Consider the following 12,268-nt stretch of genomic DNA (forward strand, 5'->3'; position numbering starts at 1 on the left):
ATGGAGCTAGTAATGGAGAAATTTACCTTAAGCAGAATAATTAACATAATAATGTTTTTATATATATTAAGTATATATTTATTTACTTTTAGAGATGGATTGAATTCAATCAGTAATTTTCTTGCGTTGACTTTTATAGCCGCTATATGGTCTAATGTCCTACTAACAAGAAAAAAAATAGTATTTAATAAATTTTTATTTATTTATTTTTTATTTATTTTAGTTTGTTTTGTTTCTGTATTCTTTGCAATTAATCAAAGTATTGCAGTAAGTAAGATTAAAACTATAATACTTATTTATTTTTTAATGATTTCTCTAGTCAATTATATCGATACATTCGAGAAATTAAGAAGTTTTTTGCTTTCTTTTGTATATTCAGGTTTTATTACGGGAGTATATATTTTGGCTAGTTCCGACTTTTCTCAAGTAACTAGATATGGAAGTGAGCTAGGAAATGTTAATTCAATAGGTATGATAATCGGGATATCCTCCATATTTTGCTTTTATTTCATTATTGAGGAGAAAAAATATTTATTATATACGCCAATTATGCTAATAAATATTTTTGTTGTTTTTTTAACAGGATCTAGAAAAGCGCTTCTTTTTGTTGTTCTTACAATTATTGCGATTCTACTAATTCAACAGAAGGCGGGAATTAAAGGTAAGATTAAAGCTTTAATAGGAATCCTTGTTACTCTAGTAATAAGCCTATATGTAATATTCAATGTTGAATTATTATATACAATAATAGGTGTTAGAATGGAGCATTTGTTCTCATATATACTAGGGAAAGGAGCAAATGAAGGTTCTATAAATATTAGGGCAAATATGATTGACATGGGATTAGATTGGTTTCAAGAACGACCGATTACAGGTTATGGAATAGATAATTTTAGATCTTTATATGGGATTGAAGCAATTGGAGGAGAATTTACTTATTCACATAATAACCTTGTAGAGCTTTTAGTTGGTATAGGGATTATAGGGACATTTCTCTTTTATTTGACCCATTTTATTGTTTTAAAAGGCCTGTATAAAGAATCTAAGAAAAATCAAAAAAGTGCTTTATGTTACTCTTTTATAGCCATAATAGGCATATATATTATTTTATCTGTTGGATTAATTTATTACTACGATAAACACATTAGTATGATATTGGCCATCGGAAGTATAATATATAAAATTGGTAAACCTAGTGGTGAAGAACTAACACAAAAAACTCTCGAATAAGTAAGGGAATTTAAAATATTTAATAAGGATGAAACTATCAATGATTAATAAAATTATAAAAGGCATAAGGAACCCAAAACGGGCAATACTTTACATTTTGGGAACAAAAATATCCAAGGTAATTCCAGATAAGACCTACTTAGAAATTAAATATAAATTAACAACTGGAAAAAAGTTAGATTTCGAAAACCCAAAAACATTTAATGAAAAATTACAATGGCTAAAATTGCATAATCGAAATCCAGAATATACAACGATGGTTGATAAGTTTGAAGTGAGAAAATATATTGCTGATAAAATTGGTGAAGAATATTTAATACCTCTAATCGGTGTCTATGATAGCTTTGAGGAAATAGATTTTGAGGTATTACCAAATCAATTTGTCTTAAAACCAAATCATACTTCAGGAAATGTTTATATTTGTAAAGATAAATCAAAAATTAATTATAAAGAATTAAAAAAAGAAATTAATATGTGGTTAAAGAGAAAATATTATTGGATGCATAGAGAATGGCCATATAAAAATGTAAAGCCAAAAATTGTTTGCGAAAAATATATGGTAGATGAATCGGGCACAGAGCTAAAAGATTATAAAATGTATTGTTTTAATGGAGAAACTAAAATTATACAAGTGGATTATGATAGATTTAATGGTCATAAGAGAAATCTATATAATAGTAAATGGGAATATGTTCCCACTTCAATAAAATATCCAAGTAATCCTGATATAATTATAAAAAAACCAAATAAACTTAAAGAAATGCTTGAATTGGCTAACATACTATCAAAAGGGCACCCATATGTTAGGGTTGATTTTTATTCAATAAATGAGAAACTTTATTTTGGAGAGATAACCTTTTATCCAGAAGCCGGTTATGGGAAATTTGATCCGGTAGATTTAGATATAGAAATGGGTAATTTAATTAAATTACCTATTTTATAATTAAGTAAAAAGAAGAAATGGAATGAGAGAGTTGTATATAGAAAATCCAAAATTTAGTGTGTTAATTCCAGTATATAATGTAGAAGAATTCATAGCTGAATGTATAGAATCAGTACTAAATCAGACATATCAAAATTTTGAGGTCATTCTAATTAATGATGGATCTACAGATTCAAGTGGTATGATATGTGAAGAATATGCAAAAAAGGATAATAGATTAAAACTGTATCATCAAAATAATCAAGGACTTTTGACATCAAGACAAAATGCCATTTCGAAAGCTAGTGGTGATTTTTGTTTGTTTCTCGATTCAGACGATTATTGGGAAACGGAATTGCTTGAAAAAATTAATCAAACAATAGATGAATATAATTGTGATTTGGTAATTTTTAAATATAAAAGAGTTTCAGAAAAGGGGGAGTTCATATCTGAGGCTCCCTCTATTTTTAAAGATGAAACAGTTTTTGATAATAAGAATAAAGAGGAACTTTTTAAAAAGATAATTAATAGTTCCAATTTAAATAATTTAGTCTGTAAAGCAGTGAAACGTAATTTATTAAATAATATAGATCATTCACAGGATTATGAAGTTAAAAATGGGGAGGATCTATTGCAATCTCTTCCTTTACTGTATAAATCAAAAAGAACAATATATATTAATTGTGCATTATATAATTATCGGACGGTATTAAGTAGTATTACTAATACCCTCAATGTAAATTTTCTTAAGGATATTACGGTGGTAAGGGGAAGTTTACTTTATTATTTGAAGAAATTGGGTATGGATACTGAGGATAACTTGAAGGAGTTTTATCAGTTTTATATGCAATTATTTTTAAATTATATATTCGAATTGATAAATTCCAATATATCTAAAAAGGATAAAATCACTATAATTACTAATTTTCAGCAAGAGCAATTATATAAAGATGCGATGGAGAAAATTAAAATTTCAGGGTTTTCATCGGAAAAGAAAATATTATTTTATTTGATAAGAAAAAATTATTATAAGGCGATTTTTATTTATGCAAAGGTAATTAATTCATTAAAGAAAATTACTAAGTATTTTGCGTAGTAGTGAAGGGATTGCAGTGAGAATGCGTAGTAAAAAAGCATTAGCGAATATAAGTGTGGCATTAATACTTCAAATAGTGGCGATAATTTGCGGGTTAATATTACCACGCTTAATAATTAGTACATTTGGTTCAGATGTCAATGGGCTCATTAACTCAATCACCCAGTTTTTAGGGTATATTATTTTACTAGAAGCTGGGGTAGGGGGAGTTGTTCGTGCAGCTTTATATAAACCGTTGGCAAGTAGTAATATCAATTCCATAAGTGGAATTATGAAGGCAACAGAGCGGTTTTTCAAAGTAGTGGCATATATATTCATAGGTTACTTATTAATTATGGCACTAATATTTCCATATTTAGTAGGAGATAATTTTGATAAGTTTTTTACTTTTACTTTAGTGCTAATTATAGGTATAAGTACATTTTTTCAATATTATTTGGGGATTTCATATCAAATCTTATTACAGGCCGATCAAAGGTCCTACGTAACTTCTGTAGTACAGATTATTACGTTATCATTTAATACAGTATTAGTTATAATTTTAGTGAATTTAGATGCTAGTATTCATATGGTGAAATTGGGAAGTGCAGTAGTTTTTGTCATTAGACCACTGTTATTAAATATTTACGTGCACCGGAAATATAAGATTATAAAGGATTGTCAGCCAGATAATAATGCTATTAAACAAAGATGGGATGGTTTGGGACACCATATTGCATTTTTATTGCACACTAATACAGATATAGCCTTACTTACTATATTTGCTAATATGAAGGAGGTTTCGGTATACTCCATTTATTATTTGGTGGTTTCTAGTATAAAAAAAATAACGGCTACTTTTTCATCAGGTTTAGAAGCCGCTTTCGGTAATATGATTGCTAAAGATGAAAAGGAAGTATTGAATAGAAATTTTCGTATGTTTGAATTCTCTTCTTTTACTATAACTACAGTACTATTTACATCTACTGCATTGTTAATATTACCCTTTGTTTCACTGTATACTAGTGGAATTACCGATGCAGATTATTATAGGCCAACATTTGCATATATCTTAATTGCTGCTGAAGCAATTTTTTGTATTAGGATTCCGTACAATGCAGTTGTTTTAGCAGCGGGTCATTACAAGCAAACGAGAAATGGCGCAATTCTTGAAGCTATAATTAACATTGTTTTATCTCTTATCTTAGTTAACTTCTTTGGGATTATAGGGGTTGCAATAGGAACTTTATGTGCAATGTTATTTAGAACAGTTCAATATGCGATATACCTATCTAAAAATATATTAAAAAGAAGTATCTGGATATTTATAAAAAAGATAATGGTGTATGCACTGAGTTCAGTAGTAACAATTTTAGTTGTTAAACTTCTGCCCTCTCTTACCTTAGATTCGTATATTAGTTGGTTTATATATGGGATAGAAGTGGCTGTAATAGCAACTCTAATAACTATCCTTATAGGTACAGTATTTTATTATAAGGATATGAAAGAAATTATTTTAATTGCTAAAAGGATGTTTTTTAAGAAAAAAAGTAAAAATATATAGTACCATATTTTTAAATAAGTATGTTTAGTGCTTTTTATTAGATATGTTTTCTAGTATAAGGTGCGCGAATGGTGAAAAAAGGAAGGTGTAATGATGTATAAAATAGCAGTAGCAGGAACAGGTTATGTAGGTTTAGTAGCAGGAGTGTGCTTTGCAGAAGTGGGACATCAAGTAACGTGCGTTGATATTGATGAAGAAAAGGTAAAGCTAATGGAATCTGGAGTATCCCCAATCTATGAAGCGGATTTAGAAGAACTTATGCAGAAAAATTACACTGCAGGAAGAATTAATTATACAACGGATTATCAATCAGCATACAAAGATGCGGATGCAATTTTTATTGGAGTAGGAACCCCAGAACAAGCTGATGGTTCTGCAAACCTTTCATATATTGCAACCGTGGCAAAACAAATTGCTGAAAGTGTGGAAAAAGATTGTCTTGTTGTTGTAAAATCAACTGTTCCAATTGGAACAAATGATAAGGTAGAGCAGTTTATTCAAGACTTTTTAGTTAATGATGTGAAAGTTGAAGTAGCATCAAATCCAGAATTTTTAGCTCAAGGTTCTGCTGTCCATGATACGTTATACGCAGAAAGAATTGTTATTGGTACTGAAAGTAAATGGGCAGAAGAAGTATTAATGAATCTTTATAAACCATTCCATTTACCTATTGTTTCAGTTAATAGACGATCTGCTGAAATGATTAAGTATGCTTCCAATGATTTCTTAGCTCTTAAAATCTCTTATATGAATGATATTGCAAACCTTTGTGAGTTAGTTGGTGCGGATATTCAAGATGTTGCAAGAGGTATGAGTTTTGATGAGCGTATTGGAAGTAAATTTCTAAATGCAGGTATTGGTTTTGGTGGTTCATGTTTCCCTAAAGATACTAAAGCATTAGAGTATTTAGCGAGACAAAATGGTTATGAACTAAGAACCATAAAGGCTGCAATTGATGTGAATAAAGATCAAAAGACTTTATTGTACAAAAAAGCGAGTCAAAGATTAATTACTTTTAATGGTCTTAAAGTAGCGGTATTAGGTTTAACATTTAAACCTGGTACAGACGATTTAAGGGAAGCTGCCTCTCTTGAAAATATTCCTTTACTACTAGAGCAAGGTGCAGACATTTATGCTTTTGATCCGGTCGGTGCAAATAATTTTGCGAAAGTATATCCTGAGGGAAGAAATAAAAATGGGAATATCACATATGTTACAGACATTGAACAGGCGTTAGAAGGGGCTAATGTTTGCTTTATCTTCACCGAGTGGGGAGAAGTGAAAGCACTAACTCCAGAGATGTATAAAAAGTTAATGAGAACACCACTAATTTATGATGGAAGAAATATTTATGATGTTCAAGCAATGCAAGAAGCGGGCATAGAATATCATTCCATTGGTAGAAAATCAACAAATAGAGATCGTATGAAGGAGTTGAATAACATTGAACTACAGGCCTCTAGATAATAGTAAAACATATCTTATTACTGGAGCAGCTGGTTTTGTAGGATACTTTTTATCTAAAAAATTATTAGATCAAGGTTGCAAAGTAATAGGTATTGATAATATAAATGACTATTATGATGTAAATCTTAAATATGCTCGTTTAGAACAATTAAAGCCCTATGAAAAATTTATTTTTATTAAAGGTGATATTTCTGATAAGGATATGATTACTAAGCTCTTTGAAGAGTACAAGCCTAATATTGTAGTGAATTTGGCTGCGCAAGCTGGTGTGAGATATTCAATTGAAAATCCAGATGTATACATTCAAAGTAATATCATTGGTTTTTATAATATTCTTGAAGCATGCAGACATTTCCCTGTTGAGCATCTTGTATACGCATCATCAAGTTCTGTTTATGGAGCTAATAAAAAGGTACCATTTGAGGAAACAGATTTTGTAGACAATCCAGTCTCGCTTTATGCTTCTACTAAGAAATCAAATGAGTTAATGGCTCATACGTATAGTCACTTGTACAAAATCCCTGCAACTGGACTTCGTTTCTTTACAGTGTATGGTCCATTGGGGCGCCCGGATATGGCTTATTTTGGCTTTACTGATAAATATTTTGCTGGCGATTCGATTAAAATATTTAATAATGGTGATTTTGAAAACGACCTGTATCGTGATTTTACTTATATCGATGATATCGTTGAAGGAATTCAACGACTTTTAAGTAATCCACCTAAAGGTGATGTTGAGCATAAGGTATTTAATATTGGAAATAATAACCCTGAAAAACTAATGGTGTTTATCGAAACATTGGAGAAAGTACTAGGTAAAGCTTTAGGAAGAGAAGTGGCATTTGAAAAGGTATTTGAGCCTATCAAACCAGGAGATGTACCAGCTACTTATGCATCTACAGATTTATTACAGAAGGCTGTAGATTTTAAACCTGAAACTTCTATAGAAAAAGGTTTACAAGAATTCGCTAATTGGTATATAGAGTATTATAAAGTGAAATAATCTGGATTCTGATTTTGAAAAAGAAAATCCTATCGGTGCATCAGAATACTTGAGATAGAATGTAATAAGCTGGTTATAGTCTAGCATCCTTAGTATAATAGACTAAAGTGTTATTTTTATTATCTGGATATTTATTCAGGGTGATGGAAAGAAGAGGTCTATAATAATGAAAAAGAAAATCCTATTTTGGATATTAGGAATCATAGGAGTATTAGTTATAGGTGGAGGAGTTTACGCCTATAATGTATATTCTAAAGTCTCAAATACATTAAATGAAGTTCATAAACCTTTAGAGCGTGATAAAAATAATAAACAAGAAGAAAAAATCAATAAATCTGAGCCTGTTTCAATCCTATTGCTAGGAGCCGATGAACGTGGTGAAGATAAAGGACGTTCAGATTCTTTAATGGTTATCACTTTAAATCCTAAAAATAATTCAATGAAAACAGTAAGTATCCCTCGTGATACATATACAGAAATCGTTGGAAAAGGAAAAAGTGATAAAATTAACCATGCTTATGCATTTGGTGGCGTAGATATGTCTGTCGCAACTGTAGAAAAGTTCTTAAATGTACCTATTAACTACTATATTGAAGTGAATATGGAAGGGTTTAAGGATATTGTCGATGCAGTAGGCGGTGTAGATGTAAATAATGATTTAGAGTTTTCTTTAGAAGGAAAGCACTTCCAAAAAGGGAATATCCACTTAAATGGTGACCAAGCTTTAGCATACACACGCATGCGTAAAGAAGATCCACGAGGCGACTTCGGACGTCAAATGCGTCAACGTCAAGTAATGCAGGCTGTAATTAAGAAAGGCGCAAGCTTCTCTTCTTTATCAAGCTATGGTGATGTGTTAACAGCGATTCAAAAGAATGTGAAGACAAACTTAACGCAAGATCAAATGTTTGATATGCAAAAGAATTATAAAGATTGCTTGAAAAATAGTGAGGATATTCAAATCCCAGGTGATGGCCACAAAGCCGCTGATGGTATTTGGTACTACTATGTTCCAGATGCAGCGAAACAAGATTTAACGAATAAGTTAAGAGCGCATCTTGAAGTGACTAAGTAATATGTAATAACCCAACTCCTTTGGTAGGAGTTGGGTTTATTTTTGCGTGAATTTATATTAGTATTATATGTTGTGAGAATAATAGATGAGGTGAATCGATGAATAAGAAAGCGGTACTTGTCCTAGTTATTTTTGTATTGTTTGTCGCTTCGGTTGTGAGCGGTAAATTATATTGGAATAAGAAGGTTGCGAATGCAACAGGACAGACGAGTGAAGTAACGAAAACGAAGTCTGAAGTTCAAGATAGTGGAACGAAGAAATCAGAGAAGAAACAAGATGCGAAATCATCTTTTAATGAAGCATATGCGAAGAATTTACCAGATGAAGTGAAAGAGAAGTTAAAGAAAGCCGCTGAGGATAAAAAGGCAGTAAACCTTGTTATTGTTGGTGATGAAGCTTCTTCATCTGCAAAAGATGCTTGGGCAGCTAAGTTAACGGCTAACCTAGATGCTTCTTATGGTAAAGGTTTATGGAATGTGACGGTAAAAGAATATAAGGGTGAAAGTACAGACGAGTTGATTGCGAATAAACGTGATAAAGAGATTGCGAAAGAAAAGCCAGATGTGATCTTATTTGAGCCACCGTTTATTACTGACAATGGTAAAACTGGTAATGGAAATTCAGTTGCGAGTACGCAGAAGTTTGTACAAGCACTTTCCACTAGTGCAAAAGGTGCTACAATTATGATTCAACCATCAAACCCAGTGTATGGTGCGAAGAATTATCCGAAGGCAATTGAGGCGTTAAAGCAATTTGCGACGCAAAATGGTTATACATATGTGGATCATTGGGGAGCATGGCCTGATGCAACAACAAAGGCCATTTTACCTTACTTACAAGAAGAGTTTGGTTTCCCAAGTGCTAAAGGGCATGAAGTATGGGCGCAATATGTAACGGATTATTTTATAGCTAAATAAAATCTGTAGGAAGGAAATCATTTGTTTTATAAAAGATAAATGATTTCCTTTTTTATTAATATTTAATAATACTGGAGGTATATTTATGGCAATACTTGTAACAGGTGGAGTAGGATATATTGGTAGTCATACATGCGTAGAATTATTGAATAATGATTATGAAATTATTGTAGTAGATAATCTTTCAAATAGCTCAATAGAGTCTATCAATCGAGTGAAAGAGTTAACAGGAAAACAATTTAAGTTTTATAAAGAGGATCTTGTGAATTACGAGGCACTGAATAAAATTTTTGAGGAAAATACAATTGAAGCTGTCATTCACTTTGCAGGTTTAAAAGCTGTAGGGGAATCGGTAGCAAAGCCATTAATGTATTATCATAATAACATTATCAGCACATTAGTATTATGTGAAGTGATGCAAAAGCATAATGTGAAGAAGATGATTTTTAGTTCATCTGCAACGGTATATGGTATTCCAGAAACATCACCAATTACAGAAGAATTTCCATTAAGTGCAACAAATCCATATGGTCAAACGAAATTGATGATCGAACAAATGATGCGTGATGTAGCATTTGCAGATGCGGAATGGAGTATCGCATTACTTCGTTATTTCAATCCATTTGGTGCACATGAGAGTGGAAGAATTGGAGAAGATCCAAATGGAATTCCAAATAACTTAATGCCATATGTCACACAAGTGGCAGTAGGTAAGCTAAAGGAATTAAGTGTATTTGGAAATGACTATCCAACGAAAGATGGCACGGGAGTCCGTGATTACATCCATGTTGTAGACTTAGCAAATGGTCATGTAAAGGCACTTGCAAAAGTAATGAATACAACGGGAGTAGATGCTTATAACCTTGGTACAGGCACAGGTTATAGTGTGCTTGAGATGGTTGAAGCATTTGAAAAGGTTTCAGGCAAGAAAGTTCCTTATAAAATTACGGAGCGTCGTCCTGGTGATGTGGCGGTATGTTTTGCAGATGCATCAAAAGCAAAACGTGAATTAGGATGGGAAGCAAAACATGGATTAGAAGAAATGTGTGCAGATTCTTGGAGATGGCAATTAAATAATAAAAATGGTTATATCACAAAATAGCATTAAGGTTTTAGTGTACAGACTATAGGTAATTGGGATAGATGTCTATGGTATAATATATTATAAATTAAATAGTTCTAAGCCTGAAAATTTAGCTATGTGGAAAGTGGGTATACAATGAATTCAATCCTAATCTGCGGCGGAGCTGGTTATATCGGTTCGCACGCTGTGAAAAGGTTAGTAGACGAAGGTTTATCTGTAGTAGTAGTAGATAACTTACAAACGGGTCATGAGGATGCAATTACGGAAGGCGCGAAGTTTTATAATGGCGACCTTCGTGATAAAGCATTTTTAAGAGATGTGTTTACACAAGAAAATATTGAGGCGGTTATGCATTTCGCAGCTGATTCTTTAGTGGGAGTTAGTATGGAGAAGCCTCTGCAATATTATAATAACAATGTATATGGTGCACTTTGTTTATTAGAGGTAATGGATGAGTTTAAGGTAGATAAGTTTATTTTCTCTTCTACTGCGGCGACGTATGGTGAGGTAGATGTAGACCTTATTACTGAGGAAACGATGACAAATCCAACGAATACGTATGGAGAGACGAAGTTAGCAATCGAGAAGATGCTTCATTGGTATAGCCAAGCTTCTAATTTACGTTATAAGATTTTCAGATACTTTAACGTGGCTGGTGCAACTCCAAATGGTATTATTGGGGAAGATCACCGTCCAGAGACGCATTTAATTCCTCTTGTATTGCAAGTGGCGTTAGGTCAACGTGAGAAGATTATGATGTTTGGTGATGATTATAATACACCAGACGGTACTTGTATCCGTGATTATATTCACGTTGAAGATTTAGTAGCAGCTCACTTCTTAGGTCTTAAAGATCTACAAAACGGCGGAGAAAGTGATTTCTATAACTTAGGAAATGGTAATGGTTTCAGTGTTAAAGAAATCGTTGATGCAGTTCGTGAAGTTACAAATCATGAAATTCCAGCTGAAGTAGCACCGCGCCGTGCGGGAGATCCAGCACGTTTAGTTGCTTCTTCTCAGAAAGCGAAAGAGAAGTTAGGTTGGGATCCTCAGTATGTAAATGTGAAGACAATCATTGAGCATGCTTGGAATTGGCATCAGAAGAAACCTAATGGGTATGATAAGTAAGACTAATAAGTGAAGGAGAGGGTATTGTCGTTCAACATATGTTCGACAATACCCTCTCTTTTTTTATAAGATTTTTGCTATACTAAACTGTACTATAATACAGGATGGAAGGAGGAGAATGATGAAAATACTTGTAGTGGATGATGAATCGAGTATTCGTAATTTGATTCGGATGCAGCTTGAGATGGAAGGATATGAAGTGCTTACGGCGGCTGACGGGAGAGAAGCTTTAGAGAGATGGAATGAAGGACCGGATGTTTTGATTTTGGATGTTATGCTTCCAGATACAGATGGGTATGAGTTACTTCGTTTGTTCCGGGAGAAGGATCGGGATATTCCAGTGCTCATGTTAACTGCGAAGAGTCAGATGAATGATAAATTGCTTGGCTTGCAGCTTGGTGCAGATGATTATGTGACGAAGCCATTTAATTATGCGGAGCTTATTCTTCGGGTCAAGAATATGACGCGGCGCGTGAAGAAGAAGGAGGTAACGGTAAGCCATGAAGTAATCGGGGCGGGAGAGATAACGATTTGTCCTAAGGAAAGAAAAGTGCATGTGAGTGGGCAAGAGATTCAGTTAACGTACAGAGAGTTTAATTTATGTCAGTTGTTTGTTTCCAATCCGCAGCGTGTATTTATGAGAGATGAGTTACTTGAGAAAGTATGGGGATTTGAGTATATCGGAAATACGAGAGCGGTTGATATTATGGTGCAAAGACTGCGGAAGAAGTTAGGGAATAGCGGAGAATATATTAAGACAATTTATGGCGTTGGTTATAAACTGGATTGTTAAGTGGTGATGG

General features: G+C 32.8%; 11 protein-coding genes. All 11 read left to right on the top strand.

Going from position 1 to position 12,268, the window contains the following annotated elements; all coding sequences use genetic code 11:
* Nucleotides 1–12 precede the first annotated feature (12 nt).
* The 11 genes from RTP99_RS12830 to RTP99_RS12880 all read left to right on the top strand — a co-directional run bounded on the left by RTP99_RS12830 (nucleotide 13) and on the right by RTP99_RS12880 (nucleotide 12,258).
* Nucleotides 13–1,230: an O-antigen ligase family protein gene (locus RTP99_RS12830; protein WP_000410612.1), complete on the top strand. Its 1,218-nt coding sequence runs from the start codon at nucleotides 13–15 to the stop codon at nucleotides 1,228–1,230.
* Nucleotides 1,231–1,270: 40 nt separating this feature from the next.
* A complete protein-coding gene (locus RTP99_RS12835; protein WP_000608671.1) occupies nucleotides 1,271–2,173 on the top strand; it encodes an ATP-grasp fold amidoligase family protein in 903 nt (300 codons plus the stop codon).
* Nucleotides 2,174–2,195: 22 nt separating this feature from the next.
* Nucleotides 2,196–3,248, top strand: a complete 1,053-nt coding sequence (locus RTP99_RS12840; RefSeq protein ID WP_001208782.1) for a glycosyltransferase family 2 protein — start codon at nucleotides 2,196–2,198, stop codon at nucleotides 3,246–3,248.
* A 22-nt stretch (nucleotides 3,249–3,270) separates the two neighbouring features.
* On the top strand, nucleotides 3,271–4,791 hold the full coding sequence (locus tag RTP99_RS12845; protein ID WP_001256705.1) for an MATE family efflux transporter: 1,521 nt from the start codon (nucleotides 3,271–3,273) through the stop codon (nucleotides 4,789–4,791).
* A gap of 93 nt (nucleotides 4,792–4,884) precedes the next feature.
* Complete coding sequence (locus RTP99_RS12850; RefSeq protein WP_000276545.1) at nucleotides 4,885–6,258, top strand: UDP-glucose dehydrogenase family protein; 1,374 nt, start codon at nucleotides 4,885–4,887, stop codon at nucleotides 6,256–6,258.
* Nucleotides 6,236–7,261, top strand: a complete 1,026-nt coding sequence (locus tag RTP99_RS12855) for a GDP-mannose 4,6-dehydratase (RefSeq protein ID WP_001109538.1) — start codon at nucleotides 6,236–6,238, stop codon at nucleotides 7,259–7,261. The genes RTP99_RS12850 and RTP99_RS12855 overlap by 23 nt, the downstream gene beginning before the upstream one ends.
* Before the next feature lie 166 nt (nucleotides 7,262–7,427).
* Nucleotides 7,428–8,336, top strand: coding sequence for a polyisoprenyl-teichoic acid--peptidoglycan teichoic acid transferase TagU (tagU, locus tag RTP99_RS12860; protein WP_000727070.1), 909 nt, complete (start codon nucleotides 7,428–7,430; stop codon nucleotides 8,334–8,336).
* A gap of 98 nt (nucleotides 8,337–8,434) precedes the next feature.
* Nucleotides 8,435–9,253 carry an SGNH/GDSL hydrolase family protein gene (locus RTP99_RS12865; RefSeq protein WP_001034201.1) on the top strand — a complete coding sequence of 273 codons (819 nt, stop codon included), beginning with the start codon at nucleotides 8,435–8,437 and terminating at the stop codon, nucleotides 9,251–9,253.
* A gap of 85 nt (nucleotides 9,254–9,338) precedes the next feature.
* A complete protein-coding gene (gene galE, locus RTP99_RS12870; protein ID WP_000996578.1) occupies nucleotides 9,339–10,355 on the top strand; it encodes a UDP-glucose 4-epimerase GalE in 1,017 nt (338 codons plus the stop codon).
* 117 nt (nucleotides 10,356–10,472) lie between these two features.
* Nucleotides 10,473–11,465, top strand: coding sequence for a UDP-glucose 4-epimerase GalE (gene galE / locus RTP99_RS12875; RefSeq protein ID WP_001084666.1), 993 nt, complete (start codon nucleotides 10,473–10,475; stop codon nucleotides 11,463–11,465).
* A 121-nt stretch (nucleotides 11,466–11,586) separates the two neighbouring features.
* A complete protein-coding gene (locus RTP99_RS12880) occupies nucleotides 11,587–12,258 on the top strand; it encodes a response regulator transcription factor (protein ID WP_000699577.1) in 672 nt (223 codons plus the stop codon).
* Nucleotides 12,259–12,268 lie beyond the last annotated feature (10 nt).

Origin of the sequence: Bacillus sp. (in: firmicutes) (assembly GCF_031983925.1) — a bacterium.
Lineage (GTDB): Bacteria > Bacillota > Bacilli > Bacillales > Bacillaceae_G > Bacillus_A > Bacillus_A pacificus.

Bases quoted from the DNA above. Each gene is read 5' to 3' on its own strand.
- RTP99_RS12840 (WP_001208782.1), top strand. From the start codon at position 2,196: ATGAGAGAGTTGTATATAGAAAATCCAAAATTTAGTGTGTTAATTCCA.
- RTP99_RS12880 (WP_000699577.1), top strand. From the start codon at position 11,587: ATGAAAATACTTGTAGTGGATGATGAATCGAGTATTCGTAATTTGATT.
- galE (WP_000996578.1), top strand. From the start codon at position 9,339: ATGGCAATACTTGTAACAGGTGGAGTAGGATATATTGGTAGTCATACA.
- tagU (WP_000727070.1), top strand. From the start codon at position 7,428: ATGAAAAAGAAAATCCTATTTTGGATATTAGGAATCATAGGAGTATTA.
- galE (WP_001084666.1), top strand. From the start codon at position 10,473: ATGAATTCAATCCTAATCTGCGGCGGAGCTGGTTATATCGGTTCGCAC.
- RTP99_RS12845 (WP_001256705.1), top strand. From the start codon at position 3,271: ATGCGTAGTAAAAAAGCATTAGCGAATATAAGTGTGGCATTAATACTT.
- RTP99_RS12835 (WP_000608671.1), top strand. From the start codon at position 1,271: ATGATTAATAAAATTATAAAAGGCATAAGGAACCCAAAACGGGCAATA.
- RTP99_RS12865 (WP_001034201.1), top strand. From the start codon at position 8,435: ATGAATAAGAAAGCGGTACTTGTCCTAGTTATTTTTGTATTGTTTGTC.
- RTP99_RS12850 (WP_000276545.1), top strand. From the start codon at position 4,885: ATGTATAAAATAGCAGTAGCAGGAACAGGTTATGTAGGTTTAGTAGCA.
- RTP99_RS12830 (WP_000410612.1), top strand. From the start codon at position 13: ATGGAGAAATTTACCTTAAGCAGAATAATTAACATAATAATGTTTTTA.